The sequence below is a fragment of the Achromobacter aegrifaciens genome, assembly GCF_902859965.1.
GTDB lineage: Bacteria > Pseudomonadota > Gammaproteobacteria > Burkholderiales > Burkholderiaceae_B > Achromobacter > Achromobacter aegrifaciens.
This window is the reverse complement of sequence record NZ_CADIKO010000002.1, coordinates 591,533-610,143: the sequence shown is the minus strand read 5'-3', so window position 1 is coordinate 610,143 and position 18,611 is coordinate 591,533. Positions and strand designations below refer to the sequence as shown.

The window sequence follows — 18,611 nt, the reverse complement described above, 5'->3', positions numbered from 1 at the left end:
ATCAATGCCGCTGGAGGAGGCGGGATGGCGGGCTGCATGCCGCGCTGGCGCCGGTCTCGGCTCCCTCACCAGCCGCGCCCGCGCAGCAATGCTCGGTAAGGTATCCGAGCAAGCCATTCATCTGGGAGAAATCCGCGCGGTAGATCAGATTCCGGCCTTGCTGCTCGACGCTGACCAGGGCTGCGTGCGCAAGCTCCTTCAAGTGGAAAGACAACGCGTTGCGGGCAACGCCAAGCCCTTCGGCCATGACACTTGGTGTAAGGCCGTCGGGCCCCGCGACGACAAGCGCACGAAACACGCGCAGGCGTTGGGCATGGGCCAGGGCATTCAGGGCAGTAACGGCTTGATCTTCATTCATCAATCAATAATACAACAATTATTGAACTATTTATGCATGCACGCCCGCCGCGGGCCTAACCAAACGTGCCTCTAGATATCGGCTACATCGCGCAGCCGTACGCCGGAGAAGTTGGCCGCACTCAATGCATCAAACATCGCGCGGTCGCAGATGGGAGGCGCTCCCATGCGATCCTGGCGGAAGATATGGGCATCTCCCACCACATCCTGTTTGAACACCAGGCTGGCTCCGCCGACGAGGCTGTAAAGTTTCTCGTCCTCGCCGGTCTGATAGTTGCGGTCGAACTTGATCCTCACGCGGGAAGAGGCTTCATCCAGGGCGTCGAGTCTGCGCAGCACATTGCCTAGGTAGTACTGAGGGGCGGGGCTGCAGTCAGCCAGGCTGAAGTCGCACGCCACAAATGCAAACGCCTCGGCGTCCAACTGCTCAAACAGTTGCTTCAATGGCTCCGACACAATCCATATGCCAGCAAGCACCTCCAGATCGCGTGGCATTCCGCCTTTCTCCGGTACATGAATCAGGCGGGGACGCTCCGGATACTGATCTGGCATTCCATTAGGACGCGAGACGACATTCATTCCCGGATCGATCAGCTTCTCTTCGTTGGCGATTTCGATGCCGGGAATCCTGCCGTTTCCCAAGAAGCTGGCGTCGATCAGGAAAAATTCGCCCTTATGAGATGCGGCTTCGGCTGAAACTTCAATGGCGGTCGGTTCGGTCACGGTCGCTCCAAAGTTCATAACACGCTCCAATTACGGACAGCACGGAAACACAAGTTCCGCGACCAAACCGCCACCCTCCCGGGGCTTGAGATGCAATGCTCCCCCGAACCGCTTGGCAATGGCATGCACGATCGAGATGCCAAGACCCGCGCCGTCGTTGCGGCTTCGGCCTTGGTCCCCGCGCCAGAAGCGTTGGCCAATCTTGGCTGCTTGATCCGCACTGAGCCCCGGCCCCCGGTCCGCCACGACGATGCGGCATTGTCGGGTTGGAGAATCGAAGCGGGCAACGACTTCGACAGGCATGTCATAGGGGGAGTAGCGAATCGCATTGTCCACCAGGTTGCGGATGGCAGCCTCCAGCATTTCGCGTGGAATGGCGCAGCAAGCATCAGCGCCGTCGACGGATACCGCCAGGCGCAGCCGCGCTTCGACAGTTGTCGCATCGATGACGCTGGCGATGACCTCCTGGATGGACGTACACCCGTTTTCCGAATTGGGCGATGCTTCGGCACGCGCCAGAATCATCATCTGGTCGAGCGTACCCCGCAGGCGCTTCACGCCTTCCTCGGCACTGCAGAGTGACGATTCGGCTTCTTCCCCTTCGGTCAGCCTGGCCACTTGCAGGTGGGTATCGATCACGGTCAGCGGTGTCCGCAACTCGTGTGCCGCGGCGTCGGTAAACGCCCGCTGGCTGGAGAGTGCCAGGGATAAGCGTCCCAACAATCCGTTCATGGCATCCAGCACAGGACGAAGCTCGGTGGGCGGCTTTGCGACAGCGATAGGGGTGGTATCGTCCGTTTGCTTGGCCCGCAACTGCATGCGCAGGGCTTGCAGCGGCGCAAGGCCTTGCCCGATACCGATCCACAGGGCAGCTAGCCCGCCAAGAAGCGCGATCAGGAAGGGCACGCCAGCCGCAAACAGCAGTTCATTGATCAGCGTGTTCCTTTGCTCGACGCGATCCGCTGTCGTTATTTGATAACTGTCATCGCGAAGCACATAAATCCGCCACTCGTGTCCGGCGACCATGCGCGTGCTGTAACCGGCAGGCAGGCTGTCGAAATCCGAGGCCGGACTGCCGCTGGTGCGCGCCAGGACCTCGCCGCGCAGCGCGCGAATCTCGCAAGCGATTCCTTCGCTGCCGTTGACGCGGATGGCTTGCGTGAAATCCATAGTCTTGGCGTTGGGATCTATGACAGACCCGGCAAGCAAGCCCGAGACCATGCGAGCCGACATGGCCAGGCGGCCATCAAGTGTGCGGGCCAGGTCGGCGCGCACGCCCAGCATCATCCAGGCAGCCGCCGCCGCCCACAAGACCATGAGAGCAATCCCTGCGATCAGGACGGCACGAAGACGCAAACTCATGCGCTGAGCCTCCAGCCCAGCCGGTATCCCAAACCACGCGAGGTCTCAATCACTTCAGCTCCAAGCTTGCGGCGCAGGTTGTGGATATGAACGTTGAGCGCGTTGCTGCTCACTTCCTCGCCCAGCCCGTACAGGCGTTCATTGAGTAGATCAGGAGGGATCCACCTCGCATTGGCCGCGGCCAGATGCGCCAGCAGATCCACCTCGCGACGCGATAGCGAAATGGCTTGGCCTCCCAACCAAGCCAGGCCGCTTTCGGGTTCCAGGCGCAAAGGTCCCGCCGTAATGGTCTGGGCTGCGCGCCCCTGTGTGCGCCTCACCAGCGCATGCAATCGCGCTGCCAGTTCGCGCAGATCAAACGGCTTGGTCATGTAGTCGTCCGCGCCCTGGTGCAGGCCCGCGAGCCTGTGGTCCATGGCATCCCGGGCGGACAGTATCAGCACGGGCAAACAGGGTTCAATGGCTCGCACGGCGGAAAGCAATTCCATTCCGTCACGGTCTGGAAGCCCCAGGTCGAGCACCAAGGCACTGAAGGAGTTTTCCGTTTGGGCGGTTTCAGCGTCAACGGCCGTGCAAACGTGGTGCACCGTGATGCCGTGCGCGCGTAAGCCAGCCACGATTCCTTTGCCGATCAGTTCGTCGTCTTCTACCAGCAATACCCGCATTTGAATCCCGATTCGTTGCAACCCAGGGCCCATATGTTAGGCCAGAACTTTTCAGCCAAGAATGGCCGGCGCCTTGATGTCCGTTCGTTCCGCGCCTGCTTTCCCTTCTTTAGTTTCGGTTAATCGATCTCCTCCATCATGGCTGGATAAGCTCCCCTGCGCCTCAACATGAGGGCGGTTGGGGAAGGCCGACTATTGCCCCGGAGGAATGAGGTTGTTTGTATATCGACGAGTACTGGCCGTTGTCTTTCTGTTTTTTTTCGCCATCGGCAGTGCATGGGGGAGTGCAGGCCTGTTTTCCTGGCAAGAGGAGGCTGAATTTCTGGATCCTGTCGATGTATTCAAACTGGCGCAGGTGCAGCAGCAGGGGACGGAACTGGCGGCGCAAGGACACATTGCCGAGAACTACTATGTCTATCGCCACTCATTGAAGCTGGTTTCGGGGCAGGGCGAGGAAGTCCGCCTGGATCTTCCCCCTGGTACGCCCAAGAATGACGAGTTCTTTGGCGATACGGAAATCTATCTTGGAGATGCGCTGAAACTGCGCTTTCCCGCCTCCGTCACAGGTCCGTTGACACTACATTGGCAAGGCTGTGCGGAAGGGGGCATCTGCTACCCCCCGCAGACCATGGCATTGAACTTGCCCGCGACGGCGGCGGGGGCAGGTAGCGCTGCCGAGCCTCCCGCCACCACCAGTCAGCCGGAGGCGGGCGCCGGCGACGCAGCCAACGTCGCCGAGGACCAGGCTGCTGCCCAACGCCTGGCGACGCTGGGGCCGATCGCAGGCACATTGCTGTTCTTCGGCTTCGGCCTGCTCCTGGCCTTCACGCCTTGCACCTTGCCGATGATCCCCATCATCTCCAGCATGGTCGTGGGCGCTCAGGCCAGTCCGCGGCGCGCTTTCGTCACGTCCCTGTCCTATGTGCTGGCAATGGCCGCCACCTATGCCGCCGTGGGCGTAGCCGCCGGCTTGGCAGGCGCGAATCTCCAGGCGACCCTGCAATCCCCCTGGCTGCTGGGAGCGTTCGCGGCCTTGTTCCTGATTCTCGCCAGTTCCTTGTTCGGAATGTTCGAACTGCGCCTGCCGTCCGCCTTGTTAAACCGGGTCGGCTCCGCCAACCAGGGGCGCGCGGGCGGAAACGTGGTCGGCGCTGCGGCGCTGGGCTTCTTGTCGGCATTGCTGGTCGGACCATGCATGACCGCGCCCTTGGCGGGAGCGCTGCTCTACATCAGCCAGACCGGCAGCGCGCTGTATGGCAGCCTGGCATTGTTTGCCCTGGGCCTGGGCATGGGCCTGCCGCTGCTGGTGATCGCCATATTCGGCGCCCGCGTACTGCCCAAGCCCGGCGCGTGGATGGATCGCGTGCGCATCGCGTTCGGCTACGTGATGGTCGGGATGGCGGTGATGATGCTCGACCGCTTCCTGCCAGCCACCTTGAGCCTGGTGCTCTGGGGGGCCTGGATACTGTCCATCGCCATCGGCCTGCTGGCCTGGGCGCAAGCGGTCGCGCAAAAGCTGCGCCTGATGTGGGCCTTGCGCACACTGGGAGCCATCGCAGGCCTGTGGTCCATTCTCATGCTGGTGGGCGCCGCGTCGGGCGGCGATTCTCTGTCACAGCCGCTGGCGCACCTGCGCGCTGCCTCGTCGGCCGCCGTGCCAGCCGCCGCCAACAAGCCAGCCTACGTCGAGGCCAAGTCGGTCGAGGACGTGGACAGGCGCCTGGCGGACGCGGCCGCGCGCGGCCAATGGACCTTGCTCGACTTCTACGCCGACTGGTGCATCAGTTGCCACGTGATCGAACGCAATGTGTTCGGCGACCCCGCTGTGGCGCAGCGGCTGGCGCGCATGCAGGTGCTGCGGCCGGACGTGACGCGCAACGACGCAACGGATCAGGCCCTGCTCAAGCGCTGGGGCGTCATGGGGCCGCCCACGCTCATCCTGGTGGGACCCGACGGCACGGAGCGCCGAGACCTCCGCGTGGTGGGGGAGGTCAGCGCCGCTGATTTCCTGGGGCGACTGAACAAGGCGGGAACGCCATGATAGGCATCGGTCCCTTCTCCATTCAAAGCATGGGCGTCTTCGCGGCTGTACTGTTTTCCTGGCTGGTGACGCGCTCGCTGGCCAAACGCCTGCCGGACGCTTCTCATCGGCTTGCCGGCGCCGTGCTGCTCGACGGCGTGTTTTGGGGCATTGTGGCGGCCCGCCTGGGATACATCGCCTTCTGGTGGGAAGACTACTTCGCGACTCCCATGTCGCTGATCGCAATCGGCGATGGCGGATACTACTGGTGGGTTGGGGTGCCGGCCACGCTGGCCTTCGTCTGGTGGCGGACCCGTACCATGCCGGCGCCGCGCCGTCCCATATACGCGGGCATATTGGCCGGGGTCGTGGCCTGGTTCGCAGGCGGCGCGCTGTTGCCGCTGCTGCTCGAGCCGCCGCGTCTGCCGGACTTGCAGTTGCAAACGCTGGATGGGAAGCCCATCGCGCTGCGGTCATACGAGGGCAAACCGCTAGTCGTCAACCTCTGGGCGAGCTGGTGCCCGCCTTGCCGCCGTGAGATGCCCGCCCTGGAACAGGCGCAGTCCGAGTTCCCGGGCGTCAGCATCGTCCTGGTCAATCAGGGGGAGGGCGCGCAACAGGCGCATGACTTCATCCAGAGCGAAGGCCTGGCATTGCGCAACGTCTTGCTCGACCCTGCGTCCGCGTCCATGCGGGCGGTGAATTCACGCGGCCTGCCCACGACCTTGTTCTATGACGCGCAGGGACGCCTGGTGGACACGCATCTGGGCGAGATCACCATGGCAGCCCTAAAGGACAAGATGTCGCGGCGTTTCGATATGCCCCGAGACGGCATCCAAGATTTACCCAAGTAAGGAATGACCATGTTTGCATTGCGTATGCGTATTTCATCCATCGCAGCCATCCCGCTCGTGCTGGCAGCCGGCTACAGCCAGGCCCAGACCGGAGCTCGACCGCCGGCCATCCAGGCACTGGAAGCGCAAGGCCTCACCATCGTGGGAGAGTTCGATGTGGAAGGCGGCCTGCGCGCTTTCGCCGGCACGGCAGAAGACCGCCCCATCGCCGTCTACCTCACCAGCGATGGCAACGCCATCGTGGGCACGCGCCTGGACGCCAATGGCAAGCCCATCGACCGGATGAAGCTGCGGGACCTGGTTGAAAAGCCGATGGGCGAAAAGACGTGGAGTCAATTGGAATCCGCGACCTGGGTACAGGACGGCAAACCCGACGCGCCCCGCATTATCTACACTTTCTCCGATGCAAACTGTCCCTACTGCCACCAGTTCTGGGAAGCAGCGCGCCCCTGGGTGGACGCCGGAAAGGTGCAGCTTCGCCATCTGCTCGTGGGCGTGATCCGGGCAGACAGTCCGGCAAAGGCCGCGGCTATCCTTGGCGCTCCCGACCCAACGGCCGCACTGATCGAAAACGAACACAAGTTTGATCAGGGCGGCATCAAGCCTGCCGACAGCGTCCCCGACGCTGTGCTCCAGACCCTCGAAGACAACCACATGCTGATGCTGTCGAGCGGGTTCCGAGGCACGCCCGGCATCGTGGTGCGGGAGAGCGACGGCTCCGTCAAGAAATTCAGAGGCATGCCCCAGGGTGCGCAATTGGCCGAGGTGTTGGGGCCGCGCTGAATCCAAGACGGGATCCGCCTTGAACGCCAAGGCACGCAGGCGAGGAGGGCGGTAGCGAAAACCTATGCCTTCCGCGCGCGGATTCCATGCCCTGGCCCATGACGATGCCGGTGATGAATATCCGGATAGTGGGGATGCGTGTGCGTCAGCGCTTCATGACGGTGCGGATGCGTATGCGGCTCCGCGCCATCCCAGGCAAAGGGATGCGCGTGCTGGTGGTGCTCGTCGTGCACGTGACGGTGGCTATGTTCCATGGCTTCGTGGGTATGTTCGTGCGCATGCCGTTCGCGCAGGTGCAACCACACGCCCAGCGCCATCAGGGCGGCCGCCGGCCAGAATAGAAGGCCCGGATTCTCGGGCCACAAGATGAAGGAAATGATCACCCCGACTAGCGGCGCCACTGAAAAGTAGGCCCCAGTCCTGGCGGTTCCCAGCGTTCTTAGCGCCAGGACGAATAGCGTCAGGCTCAGGCCGTACCCCAGAAATCCCACGACAAGACTGGCCCCCACCATGGTAACGGGCGGAAGTTCGGCGCCACCAAGCAGCGCCAGGATCGTACTGACCGCTCCGGCAGACAAGCCTTTCAGACCGGCGATCAGCATGGCGTCATTGGTGGCGACCCGACGCGTCAGGTTGTTGTCTATGGCCCAGCAGAGACAGGCCCCAACTATGAGCAGCGCCCCGGGTGACGGCGCCGTGCCGCCCGGCTCCCAAGACAGCAGTACGCCGCCGAGCACGATCGCGACCATGCCGAGCACGATCTGGCGGTCGGCGTTTTCCTTGAACACGCACCACGCGATGATGGCCGTGAGCACCCCTTCGATATTCAGCAAAAGCGAGGCCGAGGCGCCGCTCGTCTGGGTCAGCCCGAGCATCAGCAGCGCCGGGCCGAGCACGCCGCCTGTCGCAATCGCACCCGCCAGCCAGGGCAGGTCTGCGCGCGGAATCCGCAAGCCAGGCGCATCCCCCGGGCTGTGGCCGCGGTCGATGTGACGTAGCGCCAGCAGGATGCCGAGACCCAGCCCGCTGCCCAGATAGAGAAGTCCAGCCAGCAGCAACGGTGCGACGCCTTCGACCAAGGTTTTGGCGAATGGCGTGCTCGCGCCGAACAGGAGCGCCGCGGCCAGCGCGGGGGATGCTGAGCGGATCGACATGTGGACGTGTAGACGGCGGGAATGGCTTGGAGGACAAGCGTACGCCCCATTTACTTCCGATTAAACAGACAATAAACGAACTGCTGGCTGGTACCGAAGGGCGTCTGGTGAGATTCTACCGTGCTGTCCATAAGCGCGAAGCCAGCTCCAAACTCCGCCTGAAGCGCCGCGGCATCGTAGCGGACGGTATCCAATCCGCTGCACTTGAGCGGGCCATCGGGTCCGAACGTTGCAACAATGAGGAAACCATCCGCTTTCACCGACTGCGTCGCCTGCGCAATGTACGCTTGGCGGTCGGCTGGATCCGTCAGGAAATGGAAAACAGCGCGATCATGCCAAACGTCGTAGCGAGCGGAGGGCAGGGTAGCGGTAGTCACGTCAGTGACCAGCCATTCCACACTCGCGGACTTCGTCCCCAGTCGTTCCCGCATCGCCTGAATGGCCGTTTCCGAAATATCCAGCACGGTCAGATCCCGGTAGCCGAGAGCCAGCAAATCATCTGCCAGTGTGGCTTCGCCGCCGCCGACATCGATGATTGCGGCCTCGGGCATCGGGGCCACGTGCTGGATCATGCGCAAAGACGTATCGAGATGAGCGGCGTACCAACTCACCGCATCCTCGGATTTGGTGCGGTAGACATCGTTCCAGTGATTCTTGTTGCTCACGCTGCATTCCTCTTCATTGTCGACCCAAATGTAGTACGTGTTTGGCGGGTGTTCTGCGCGCGCTGCTGATGCCATGCCATGTCAACACAACGGCAGCCGCGGCCAGCCACGGCAACAACAGCCCATTGAGTGTCTGCCAGCCAAATTTCTCCAGTAATCCTGCAGCGCCAAACGAACATGCAAGGCCAACCGCAAAAATGGTCATGTCATTGGTGGCCTGGGCCCGACTCTTCTCCGCCGGCGTGTACGTCGTCGTCAGGAGCGTGGTCCCGCCGATGTATAGAAAATTCCAACCCACACCCAGCAACACCAGGGCCGCTGCAAACGAATGGAAAGAGGTGCCCGTCCAGGTCATGAAAACGTGGCTTGCCAACAGCGCAACGCCAACGAACATGATCCGGGTTACGCCGAAACGGGCTATCAACGCTCCCGTGAAGAATGAAGGAAGGAACATACCCAGGACATGCAACTGGATCACGGTGGACGCCGCCGACAGTTCGTGGCGATGATTGAGCATGGCGAGCGGGGTCGCCGTCATCGCCAGGATCATGATCCCGTACCCGGTGACCGCGCCGAACAGCGCAACCAGGTAGGCGGGCTGGCTCACAATGGCGAACCAGCTTCGCCCCGTGGCCGTATCCGCATGGTCGATATGAGAGTCAGGCATGCGCAACCCCGTCAGTGCGCAGGTCGCCACCAGGGAGACTACGGCCAAGATGAGGAACGAACCGGTGTAGACCGGTTGCAGGAGCGGACCGCCATATCGGGCCAAGGAGGGCCCGAGCAAGGCGGCTACTATCCCGCCAGCCAGGACTAGCGAGATAGCGCGTGAGCGGAATCTCTCGTCCGCGACCTCGCTGGCCGCGAACCGGTAGAACTGGGCAAATGCCTGGTACGCGCCCACGAGGAAAGTGCCTGCGCATAGTATGGGCAGCGATGCCAGCCAGACGCCCAGGGCGGCGATCAGCCCGCCCAGGACTCCAAGAGAGGATCCGGCGAGAAAGCCTGCCCGGCGGCCAATTTTCGCCATCCAGGAGGATGCTGGAAATGTGCTTAGCGCTGTCCCGAGGAACATGGCAGCGATCGGGGTCGTAGCCAATTCTGGACGGCTCGCTACAAGGCCGCCAGCCAATCCGCCTACGGTCATTACCAAGACGGAAGCGGTTTGAAACAGGGCTTGCGCCGTCGCCAGGATGAACACCTGGCGGTGCATGGTGTAGCCGCTCATCGACTTGAATTCCTCACTGCAACTGGTCAAGGTCTGCTCGCGGCTGCTGGGCCGTGAGTATGCGGTTGGCAGTGTGATCGCTTCAGATTTATTATTCAAACGAATAATCTAGAGAACTAACCTCAAGAAAATTAATGGAAAGAATACCGATCGACGTCCGTCATCTTCAAACCCTGATTGCATTGCGGGATAGCGGCAGTGTCTCCAAGGCGGCGAGCTGGCTACGCTTGACGCAAGGAGCGCTCTCGCACCACATCAAGGCGCTTGAAGACTTCTACGGATTGCCGCTGTTCGTGCGCAAATCCACACCCGTGGTTTTCACGCCGGCGGGCAGGCGGCTACTGGAAACTGCCGATGCGGTCGTGCCGCTCCTGCACCAGACCACGCGGGACTTGACGCGGCTGGCAAAGGGCGCAAAAGGTACGCTGCGCATCGCGCTCGAATGCCACACCTGTTTCGACTGGCTGATGCCAGCGGTCGACGCCTTTCGCGCCCGCTGGCCAGAGGTGGAGGTTGACCTCGTATCGGGCTATCAAGCCGACCCCGTGGCCTTGCTGCATAAGGAAAGGGCGGACGTAGCCCTTGTATCGTGCCAGGAACCCGAGAATGGCGTCGATTTCCACCACCTGTTCAAGTATCGCCTGATGGCCGTGGTGGCCAATGATCACCCGCTTGCGCAGAAGAAGATCCTGCAGGCGGAAGACTTCGCTGGCGAGACACTCATCACCTATCCGGTCCCGGATGAGTCGCTGGATATCATTCGCCAACTCCTGGCGCCGGCAGGGATCAATCCCAAACGCCGGACCACCGAGCTGACCGTCGCCATCCTGATGCTCGTCGCGACAAGCAGGGGGATTGCCGTCTTGCCTCGGTGGGCGATCCAAAGCTATTTGCAGCGGCAGTATGTCAGCGCCAGGCCGATCACGGATGCCGGCCTGACGGCCGAAGTCTGGGCCGCCATGCGTGCATCCGAGAGCACCAAGCCTTACCTGGTTGAATTTGTGTCGCTGATCAGGGATACCAGCGCGGCAACGCTAACGGACGTCGTTCTTTCGTAGCGTGTCGGGATACCGCCCATTGTCGGCAGGTGTAGCGGGGGGATCACTACGCCTATCCATTACTTTACATAATACACATTATGCGTAGGACTGGTATGTTAACGGCTGTTGCGCTCAAGAAGCTGCGTTGCATAGAGGCCTTGTACCGTCACGCCGACAACGTGTACGGCGAATCCTCGTTAGATAGCGTCGCTTGAGCGCTGCCATCTCCTTCATGCGCTCGGTCAATGCCACGTCGCCCGTACGCTTACTTTCATAAGCGAACAGCGACCGGGAAATGCCTACCAGCCCGCAGGCCCGGGTGATACCCATGCCGCGCTCGGTCATCAACGTTCTGACCGCTTCGCGTTTGGCCTGCGGGCTTGCTACTTTCGGCTCAAAAGGTCCTGAAGCGCAGCCTTGTCCAGCATCGATTCAGCCAACAGCTTCTTGAGCTTGTTGTTCTCTTGCTCCAGCTCCTTCAGTCGCTGGGCGTCCGAGACGGTCATACCGCCGAACTTCGCCTTCCAGTTGTAGTAAGTGGCCTCCGAAATCCCGTGCTTGCGGCACAGTTCGGCCACCTTGGCCCCTGCCTCGGCCTCCTTCAGCACCCCGATGATCTGCTCTTCCGTAAATCGTTTCTTCATTGCCGTTCCTTTGTGAACGGACTCTACATCGATTTCGTACTAACCACGGGGAGCAGGTCAGCTCGACAGGAAGGCGAAAAATCGACGGATTCTAGAACAGACATCCTATTTCCTTTCCCGGCGCTTTAATGGAAAAACTCGTAATCGTGCAGGCGAACAGCATCCCTCCGGCGCCAACTTTGCGCACCGAGGGTATGTTTGGTGGTGTTGCGCAGACAATGGCTCAACAATATGAATTACCGCAACTGCAAATTCACAGCAAGGTGGACTCGCTTCAGCCTTAGGCGCTTACTTCCCCGCCTTTGTGGTGCTGGAGGAAGCCGCGCAATTCCTCGATGCTCAATACCGGCTCCCTACGATGCAACATCGCATGGCAATTTGGGCAAACTGGTCGCAAATCCTCTTCGGGATCCAGTTCATAGGCCTCTGCGATCGTGCTCAATGGCCGAAGATGGTGAACATGAATGAAGCCCTCGCCCAGTTGGCCATACGCCGCACCAAAACTGAAACCGCACACCACGCATGAGGTCCCCCAGCGCTTCAAGCACCGCGGCTTCGCCGCGGGATCTCGCTCATAAGCATTGACGATAATCTGGTGTTTCGCTCCCTCGATGAGCGTGGCCGACGCGGGCACCTCCTCGGGCAGAGTGATCGGCGCGCGCAGTTCCGCAATGAGATCTTGCATGCAACGTAGTAGGATCGGACGCATGCGGGCGCCGATGTTGGCTTGGGGCTTCAAACCCTGCAACCAAGGTAACCCCAGTTCATCGAGTATGGCGGAAAAATTCTGCATCCGTCGTTCGTAGGCACCGTCTTCCCTGTCGAACTGCTGCGACAGTTGTTCGTAGTAACGCGATTTGACGAACGGCACGTTGGCTTGCAGCTTCGCGTACATATCGCGATAAGCCCGAGCCGTCGCGGCCAATTCCTCCTCAGACCACTCCTGACCGTTGCGCGCTTGTCGACCGCCGCTTTCGCGCGACCAATAGGCATAGACCCGTCGACGCTCCTCGTCCTCGTCGACGCCGAACTCTCGCTGTAACCCGTCTGAACAACGTCTTGTTTCCTGCAAAACCACCAATGCAGTCAAAATCGGCTCGTCGTTTTCTTGACATCGATGGCCGACAAAAGCCAGCACGGGTGGAATCGTCATCCGGTTGAGCTCGAATGCGTCGAACAGTTGTCCGTAGGTCACCGTTGCCGGCGCGCCGCGCGCGGCGACCTCGATCAGGTATTCCCGCATCGCCTCAGCCTTATAGGCAACCCGTTGCCTCGGATCATCGGGCTCGCGAGGGCGCGCGTCGACCAGGATGTCGGGCAACGGCTCCTCGTTGGACTGGACCCGATGCGTCTTGCGATGCTCGTCCAACTGCCGCACCGGCACGCCGGCCTTGTTGATGATGGCGTAGATCAAATCGCCCTCCTGCACGACTTTCTCGATAGGGAAAACCACATCGTCGCGAAAGTCCTGAATCTGACGCACGCCGTTCTTTTCTTTTTCACCGGGCTGGACAATCACCGTATAGGCGGCGCAGTTGCCCTGCCAAAGCTGACGCAAATGGGCCTGGCGCTCGTTCCTGCCCGTGGAGGATGTACCCGCCAGCCCGCCAAGCCTCCCGAACACCTGCACACGGCTTGCGCGGGCAACATACTGGTCTGACCATGTCCGCAATAGCACGGCATCGTCGCTCACCGCTCCCCATGAGGTGCGCTCGTTACGCAAGGGAAAACCCAAGCGCGTGAAAAAAACACTGATGCTCTCTGCCATACATTCCCTCCATGTAACTCGATCCTACCAAACCAACGTCCATGTTGACCACACTGAGAGACAAAGATGGACGATCCGCGCGAACATGCTCCTAATCGGTAAATTCGGTCAGGAGGACAGAAAAACCGGCAAGCACTCGGCAAACTGTACCGACAGCGGCGTGTCCATTTTTATAAGTCGCTATTTAAACCTAGTCACTCATTATGGGCTAACGGCTAGTCCTTGATTGATCGCACGTCCGCGTCGGCGAATCTGTTCGTGCAGCTCGTCCACCAGGCGCCCTATCGTCGCGCCAGCACTGAGGACCTCTCCAAGATTGCTTTGCCATCCCACGGAATTTTCTTTGATATCGATCTGGAGAAGGGCTTCCTGATGGCCCCAAAATATGTTCGATTGCCCATAGATTTTTCGTATTGCAGCACTCATGTTCGGATAATATAGATCGGAAATCGCCAGAGCCTCGTGGAGCCGGGAACAGTTTTCCAAATACCGCCCGCGATAACTTGCCAGATCTTTGCCAGCATTCTGTATGTAACTCATAGTCTGAGAGTTCTCGAACGACAAGCGCGACAGCATTTTGTGTAATAGTTCGAGTTTTTCTCGTTCAAGCGCCGCTTCGATGCGCTGTCGCTCATCCAACAACCTGCATTGCTGCAGTTCGATGTCCTTCTTGGATATATCCCTGGCAATCTTCAACTGGACGGCGCTGGTGACGCGCGCTGCCATAAATGCAATCAGCGCGGAACCAAGGGCACTGATAATTACATAGCCTTCGTTTGGCATAATTCCTCTTCGTGAATCATTTAAAAATTGCAGTCCGTGCAACAAGGACGGGATGATGGTCACGTTCGTCCACGCAGACCGGCTTAACTACGTAAGGACTATTGCCAAGACAGTGGAATCGAAAAGCGACCGCTCGTCCAGCGGCGGCAAGGGCCTGGCGGGCATGCTGGAGAAGTCATAGCTGATTTTTTGGACCCTACGAATTCTCATATTGCCCCTGTTCATTGATGTAGCCCTCGTATTAACCGACCAAAAGAGCATGCATGCTACAGAGAGGTTGGACGACAGCATCGCTCGCGAAGCCCGGGAACGTCTTGCTTGCCGTATGTACGTTCGGAGCCTATGTGTGCTCGCGCCAACGACACAGGAGCTCTTCAAGCGCATTTTCCGACCGTATTTGCCCGATACAATCCCGTATCGGGCGCCCGAGCACTCGCGAGGAGTACATCCGTACCCATCGGGCCCGGGAACGCGTAATGATGACCGAAAACGCGTTCTGGCTGTCAGAGTACGAAAAACATGCGATTTTTCAGCCTATCTGGTGAGCTGGAATCTGGCGCTGGCGCTTCTGAGCCTGCTTTCTGTTCTTGGAGCGATCATCGCTATCCGGAAACTTCTTTCGGCGGCGCGTGGCCTTTCGCGACCGTGTCGTCATCGGGTTCACGTGCCGATTCGCCATCCGAGCCAGGCGCTGATCGGCCAATCTAGTGGGCATTTCGCAACTTGGCCCGATATCACGTCATTCCGCATTCCCGCAGCTACAGCAAGTCTCCTTTCTCAGCGCGAAATGGCGAGGACGACCGATGAAGCGCGCACGACATTGGCCCGAATGGAAAACAACCGCGGTGACATGAGCGTTCTCGTCCTTCCGATGCTCCTACAAGGCGTAGAATACAATCTCAAGGTCGTGAAGACTGGGCATACTCGTACGCTGGAATACATGCAGGCAAAAAAGGAGGAGGCTTCCTAAGCTCCGATGCTTCGTGCCTTTTATCCAGAAAACGTAAGGGCGGACATTGCCTCAAGCATTTTTTAAAAGTAGCTAGACCCGAAAGCTCCAGTTGAGTACGTCGCGTTTTCTACGTACGATCTCCGACAGCTTAAATACCGCGCACAAGCCTACCCAGAATCTATGAGCTTCGACGCAGACGCCTATCTAACGGCTATCCTCAACCGAGAAGCCGTCGACACGAGCCTTTTTTCGCCCTTGTGGCGTATCCAAGCGACGATTCGACCATTCCTAAATGAGTGGGCAAATGGATATCTTCTCGATGTCCGACCTAGCGGCTCGTTTGCGAAGGGTACGGCCAACGCATCTGGAACCGACATTGATCTTTTTATATCGTTATCGGAACAGACGCCAGAGACACTGAAGGAGGTCTACGAAAAACTCTTTACGCGTCTCAAAGAACTGGGCTACGCGCCAAGACGGCAGAACGTGTCTATCAATATAAAGATCAATGGTTTTGACGTTGACTTGGTGCCCGCAAAACGGCAAACCTACTTGACAAACGATCACAGCCTCTATGTCCGTCGCAAGGACACATGGAAAAAAACTAATATCGACACGCACATTGCTCATGTCATTGCGGCAGAGAGGCAGCGGGAAACCCGCATTCTCAAACTATGGCGCAACCAGAAGGGCCTGGATTTTCCCTCATTTTACGTAGAGCTCGCCGTCATAAAAGCGCTGCAGCTTGATTTTTTAACAACGCTATCTGAGCGCGTGGTCAAGTGTTTGGAGTATTTTCGTGACTATCTGCCGAGGACTCAGATTCTGGATCCAGCCAACACAAATAACAGTATTTCGGATGATCTAACCGCAGCTGAAAAGCAAGCAATTAGCACAGCAGCGTCCACATCTCTGCTCGGGTCTTGGGAGAAATTTGTGCGATGAGCGAATGGTCCCTTCAAACACTCCTTTCAGGCCTGCACGATAAGGTCCAGCAAAGCCTGGCCGTTTCTCGGCAATCTTTCGGTCACCCAGGAACAAAGGGTGACGCGAGCGAGAAAGCATGGCTGGACCTACTCGAAACGTATCTGCCGCTCCGATATCAGGCAGCAACGGCGCATGTCGTCGACAGCAGAAACGGATTCAGCCAGCAAATGGATATCGTCATTTTCGACAGGCAATATAGCCCCTTGATCTTTGAGCACAATGATCAACTGGTCATCCCTGCCGAAAGCGTATATGCCGTCTTCGAAGCAAAGCAATCAATCAACGCCGGGCAGGTGAAATATGCTCAGGAAAAAATAGAGAGCGTTCGGCGCCTACAGCGCACGAGCATACCCATCCCCTGGCTTCAAGGCCTTGCAGCCGCTAAACCACTCCACCACATTATCGGTGGACTGTTGACGTTTGAAAGTGATTGGAAGCCGCCATTAGGTCAACCACTGGTCGACACGCTCCAGGTCCAACCCGAGAATGACAGCAATCGGTTGGATATTGGTTGTGTGGCATCTCACGGCTTGTTCAAGTGCGACGATAAGGGGAAAGTGACCATTTTGCCGCAGAGCAAACCTGCGACGGCGTTCTTGCTAGAACTCATCGCGAAACTGCAAGAGATTGGCACTGTGCCGATGATCGACGTCAGGGCTTACGCCCATTGGCTTGCCGACTAGCTCCTTCTCCTTCCAACGCTTCCCGCACGCAACACCCCCCACGTCGTCAACTGCTCCACGAGCTGGCGACGTGTTGCGCGATCGCTCGACGACCAGCGCAACGTAATGCTTAGGGGCGATCTGCAACACGATTCCCTTTTGCGCTGATCATTCTAGTGATCAAGTGCTGCCCGCGGCCTCTAACAATGGTGCATTGCCTGCCAATGCGCACACGCAACAGCGTTCCGTACATACCAAGATTGCGTATTAAGTCCGTAGCGCAACTGAACCTTACTTCTGCACAATGGCTTCCGATGCCAGGCGGCCGGTTTCGATGCACGAAACAAGGTTGGCCCTTACCAACGTGTCCACAGCGGCGTCTTCACGCTGACTCGCTATTTTCGCGAGCGCACCGCGAGCACTATCGAAGGCCTGCGCCAGATCACTTGCGCTGGGCCATTTGGGCTGCAACGCCGACAAGCTCGACTGGACATTGCCCAAGATGCGATTACTGGCATTTTTCAGCTCTGGGACCAGTCGGCTGGAACCCAGAACCGGACTTGCCGCAGCCACGACACAAGTCAATTGAGCCGCTGCCGCCGAAAAAATGGCGTCCTGCGCCGTCAGGGAATACTGCGCCATTAACAATGCGGAGCCCGTCGCGATGCCCGCTCCCACTGCGGTCGTAGCAACATTGCCGATAATCGCGCCTACGGCTCCCGTCACAGCGCCGCCAATCGCGCCCGTACGCAGCTCAAGCCCCCCGGTCCGCGCCCTTTCCGAACGGTAGCGGTAGTATTCGGTCTGCACTTGCAGCTTCGCAACGACGTCGTCAACGGTGGTTTCGGACGACAGGTCGAATGCCTTTTGCGCATTGGTTTTTTCTCCTGTGTTCGTCTTGCTGGGATCGCTCCAGACGTCCAGAACCGGATAGGCATTTGGCGGTGTCCAGGCGCATCCGGATATACCACCCGCGAAGCTCACCAACGCCAATCTGACGGCTGTTCGGACGATGCAACGAGATGTTGGGTATGACACGCGCCCTCCTCTGTCGAACTCGATGGTCGCGACACCGCCGAGACAACTGAATTACTGATACGCCTTGTTCATTTTCCGAGTTGACCGATGCCTTGTTCGATGACACTGGTACGCACTCGGACGCCCTGCTCCTGCAATGCCAGATTCCGAAGCACAATTGTCAGATTGGGCAGAGGCATACCGGCGGCATCGAACAATTTCAAGTCCGCATTGATATCGAGGTTCAAGTCGCGCACCAACACGCTCGCGATTTCAGGCGGGCAATTGCAGCCCGCAGCGCAATCGGCCGTCCCGGGCGCCGCTTTCTTTGGCGCTTCGCACCACGGGCCCGCGAAGGTCGCAGCCGGCTTTGCCCGTCCATCCTTGCAGGTCCTGCCATGCCCGTTGACGACAGCTTTTGACCCCAGCGTGTCGCACCATGGCGAATGCGCTGCGGCAATATCCACGGCAGACACCAGGCCCCGCCGGTACTTGGACCGAAGGTCCATCGCAATCGCGCGGGCCGACCAGGCCGGCGAATCGAAGATCGCATGCCCGTCCACGTCGCGGTTGCCGTCGTTGCCCTGCGCGTCGGTCGTTCCCCGCCAATAGCTGGCCCCATGTTTCTGGCACCAGTAGTTATTCATTTTGATGCAGCGCTTCGCAACCGCGGCGCACTCGACCGCGTTGCCATTGGCATCTGTCAGCGCTTTCCTGGCTTCTTCGCACCAATTCGAGGCCTCGGCCTGGGGGGGTGGCATCGACTGTGCGCCCACGGAAAAGGACAACGCTGCCGCCGTCGTGGCAGGCGCAACGAGCAGTGACCAGGATACGAGTTGCCGCATGGCAGGCACCTGAAGAGACGGCATACCCGGCAGCCAGACTTCAGCACCGCTGCGCTTCAGAGAGCGCGGAAAGCTGCTGGGAGCATGGATCGTGGGAGCGTT

The 18,611-nt window shown here is 59.5% G+C and carries 18 protein-coding genes and 1 pseudogene; 7 read left to right on the top strand and 12 right to left on the bottom strand.

All coding sequences use genetic code 11. The features are described from left to right. Position 1 precedes the first annotated feature (1 nt). From HV793_RS14045 to HV793_RS14030, 4 genes are all read right to left on the bottom strand, one after another. Positions 2-358: an ArsR/SmtB family transcription factor gene (locus HV793_RS14045; protein ID WP_054454415.1), complete on the bottom strand. Its 357-nt coding sequence runs from the start codon at positions 356-358 to the stop codon at positions 2-4. Between the two features lie 71 nt (positions 359-429). After that, the gene (locus HV793_RS14040; RefSeq protein WP_244958644.1) at positions 430-1,080 is read right to left on the bottom strand and encodes an imm11 family protein; all 651 of its coding nucleotides are present in this window, start codon (positions 1,078-1,080) and stop codon (positions 430-432) included. Between the two features lie 30 nt (positions 1,081-1,110). Next, on the bottom strand, positions 1,111-2,442 hold the full coding sequence (locus HV793_RS14035) for an ATP-binding protein (protein ID WP_175213381.1): 1,332 nt from the start codon (positions 2,440-2,442) through the stop codon (positions 1,111-1,113). Then, positions 2,439-3,107: a response regulator gene (locus tag HV793_RS14030; protein WP_175213380.1), complete on the bottom strand. Its 669-nt coding sequence runs from the start codon at positions 3,105-3,107 to the stop codon at positions 2,439-2,441. Before HV793_RS14030 ends, HV793_RS14035 begins: the two co-directional genes overlap by 4 nt. 208 nt (positions 3,108-3,315) lie before the next feature. Between HV793_RS14030 and dsbD the strand changes: the two genes are divergently transcribed. From dsbD to dsbG, 3 genes are read left to right on the top strand one after another with little or no spacing between them, the layout of a single operon-like run. Further along, positions 3,316-5,148, top strand: coding sequence for a protein-disulfide reductase DsbD (gene dsbD, locus HV793_RS14025; RefSeq protein ID WP_175213379.1), 1,833 nt, complete (start codon positions 3,316-3,318; stop codon positions 5,146-5,148). Beyond that, positions 5,145-5,981, top strand: a complete 837-nt coding sequence (locus HV793_RS14020; RefSeq protein ID WP_175213378.1) for a TlpA disulfide reductase family protein — start codon at positions 5,145-5,147, stop codon at positions 5,979-5,981. The genes dsbD and HV793_RS14020 overlap by 4 nt, the downstream gene beginning before the upstream one ends. A 9-nt stretch (positions 5,982-5,990) precedes the next feature. Continuing rightward, the gene (dsbG, locus tag HV793_RS14015) at positions 5,991-6,764 is read left to right on the top strand and encodes a thiol:disulfide interchange protein DsbG (protein WP_175213377.1); all 774 of its coding nucleotides are present in this window, start codon (positions 5,991-5,993) and stop codon (positions 6,762-6,764) included. A gap of 62 nt (positions 6,765-6,826) precedes the next feature. Here dsbG and HV793_RS14010 read toward each other — a convergent pair whose 3' ends face one another. The 3 genes from HV793_RS14010 to HV793_RS14000 are packed head-to-tail and all read right to left on the bottom strand — an operon-like array spanning position 6,827 to position 9,811. Further along, a complete protein-coding gene (locus HV793_RS14010) occupies positions 6,827-7,918 on the bottom strand; it encodes a DMT family transporter (RefSeq protein WP_175213376.1) in 1,092 nt (363 codons plus the stop codon). 50 nt (positions 7,919-7,968) lie between these two features. Continuing rightward, positions 7,969-8,583, bottom strand: a complete 615-nt coding sequence (locus HV793_RS14005; protein WP_175213375.1) for a class I SAM-dependent methyltransferase — start codon at positions 8,581-8,583, stop codon at positions 7,969-7,971. Between the two features lie 13 nt (positions 8,584-8,596). After that, on the bottom strand, positions 8,597-9,811 hold the full coding sequence (locus HV793_RS14000) for an MFS transporter (protein ID WP_175180938.1): 1,215 nt from the start codon (positions 9,809-9,811) through the stop codon (positions 8,597-8,599). Positions 9,812-9,945: 134 nt separating this feature from the next. Here HV793_RS14000 and HV793_RS13995 point away from each other — a divergent pair, with 134 nt between their 5' ends. After that, positions 9,946-10,869: a LysR family transcriptional regulator gene (locus HV793_RS13995; RefSeq protein WP_175213374.1), complete on the top strand. Its 924-nt coding sequence runs from the start codon at positions 9,946-9,948 to the stop codon at positions 10,867-10,869. Between the two features lie 326 nt (positions 10,870-11,195). Here HV793_RS13995 and HV793_RS31100 read toward each other — a convergent pair. The 3 genes and pseudogenes from HV793_RS31100 to HV793_RS13980 form a co-directional block, all read right to left on the bottom strand. Continuing rightward, positions 11,196-11,495, bottom strand: a pseudogene (locus tag HV793_RS31100) (transposase); the annotation flags it as partial. A 280-nt stretch (positions 11,496-11,775) separates the two neighbouring features. Then, positions 11,776-13,263, bottom strand: a complete 1,488-nt coding sequence (locus tag HV793_RS31055) for an HNH endonuclease (protein ID WP_217481783.1) — start codon at positions 13,261-13,263, stop codon at positions 11,776-11,778. A 201-nt stretch (positions 13,264-13,464) separates the two neighbouring features. Continuing rightward, positions 13,465-14,109 carry a hypothetical protein gene (locus HV793_RS13980; protein ID WP_217481782.1) on the bottom strand — a complete coding sequence of 215 codons (645 nt, stop codon included), beginning with the start codon at positions 14,107-14,109 and terminating at the stop codon, positions 13,465-13,467. A gap of 478 nt (positions 14,110-14,587) precedes the next feature. On the opposite strand from HV793_RS13980, the gene HV793_RS31095 reads away from it, so the two are divergent. The 3 genes from HV793_RS31095 (at position 14,588) to HV793_RS13965 (ending at position 16,668) form a co-directional block, all read left to right on the top strand. Further along, positions 14,588-15,016, top strand: coding sequence for a hypothetical protein (locus tag HV793_RS31095; RefSeq protein WP_244958643.1), 429 nt, complete (start codon positions 14,588-14,590; stop codon positions 15,014-15,016). A gap of 162 nt (positions 15,017-15,178) precedes the next feature. Continuing rightward, positions 15,179-15,943 carry a nucleotidyltransferase domain-containing protein gene (locus HV793_RS13970; protein WP_175213373.1) on the top strand — a complete coding sequence of 255 codons (765 nt, stop codon included), beginning with the start codon at positions 15,179-15,181 and terminating at the stop codon, positions 15,941-15,943. Further along, positions 15,940-16,668 (top strand): DUF6602 domain-containing protein, encoded by a 729-nt coding sequence (locus HV793_RS13965; protein ID WP_175213372.1) that lies wholly within the window; start codon positions 15,940-15,942, stop codon positions 16,666-16,668. Before HV793_RS13970 ends, HV793_RS13965 begins: the two co-directional genes overlap by 4 nt. A gap of 270 nt (positions 16,669-16,938) precedes the next feature. Here HV793_RS13965 and HV793_RS13960 read toward each other — a convergent pair whose 3' ends face one another. Next, entirely contained in the window at positions 16,939-17,685 is a 747-nt protein-coding gene (locus tag HV793_RS13960; RefSeq protein ID WP_175213371.1) for a hypothetical protein, read from the bottom strand. Positions 17,686-17,753: 68 nt separating this feature from the next. Beyond that, positions 17,754-18,509 carry a hypothetical protein gene (locus HV793_RS13955; RefSeq protein WP_175213370.1) on the bottom strand — a complete coding sequence of 252 codons (756 nt, stop codon included), beginning with the start codon at positions 18,507-18,509 and terminating at the stop codon, positions 17,754-17,756. Between the last annotated feature and the right edge of the window lie 102 nt (positions 18,510-18,611).

Bases quoted from the DNA above. Each gene is read 5' to 3' on its own strand.
- HV793_RS14045 (WP_054454415.1), bottom strand. From the start codon at position 358: ATGAATGAAGATCAAGCCGTTACTGCCCTGAATGCCCTGGCCCATGCC.
- HV793_RS14035 (WP_175213381.1), bottom strand. From the start codon at position 2,442: ATGAGTTTGCGTCTTCGTGCCGTCCTGATCGCAGGGATTGCTCTCATG.
- HV793_RS14030 (WP_175213380.1), bottom strand. From the start codon at position 3,107: ATGCGGGTATTGCTGGTAGAAGACGACGAACTGATCGGCAAAGGAATC.
- dsbD (WP_175213379.1), top strand. From the start codon at position 3,316: ATGAGGTTGTTTGTATATCGACGAGTACTGGCCGTTGTCTTTCTGTTT.
- HV793_RS14020 (WP_175213378.1), top strand. From the start codon at position 5,145: ATGATAGGCATCGGTCCCTTCTCCATTCAAAGCATGGGCGTCTTCGCG.
- dsbG (WP_175213377.1), top strand. From the start codon at position 5,991: ATGTTTGCATTGCGTATGCGTATTTCATCCATCGCAGCCATCCCGCTC.
- HV793_RS14010 (WP_175213376.1), bottom strand. From the start codon at position 7,918: ATGTCGATCCGCTCAGCATCCCCCGCGCTGGCCGCGGCGCTCCTGTTC.
- HV793_RS14000 (WP_175180938.1), bottom strand. From the start codon at position 9,811: ATGAGCGGCTACACCATGCACCGCCAGGTGTTCATCCTGGCGACGGCG.
- HV793_RS13995 (WP_175213374.1), top strand. From the start codon at position 9,946: ATGGAAAGAATACCGATCGACGTCCGTCATCTTCAAACCCTGATTGCA.
- HV793_RS31055 (WP_217481783.1), bottom strand. From the start codon at position 13,263: ATGGCAGAGAGCATCAGTGTTTTTTTCACGCGCTTGGGTTTTCCCTTG.
- HV793_RS13970 (WP_175213373.1), top strand. From the start codon at position 15,179: ATGAGCTTCGACGCAGACGCCTATCTAACGGCTATCCTCAACCGAGAA.
- HV793_RS13965 (WP_175213372.1), top strand. From the start codon at position 15,940: ATGAGCGAATGGTCCCTTCAAACACTCCTTTCAGGCCTGCACGATAAG.
- HV793_RS13955 (WP_175213370.1), bottom strand. From the start codon at position 18,509: ATGCGGCAACTCGTATCCTGGTCACTGCTCGTTGCGCCTGCCACGACG.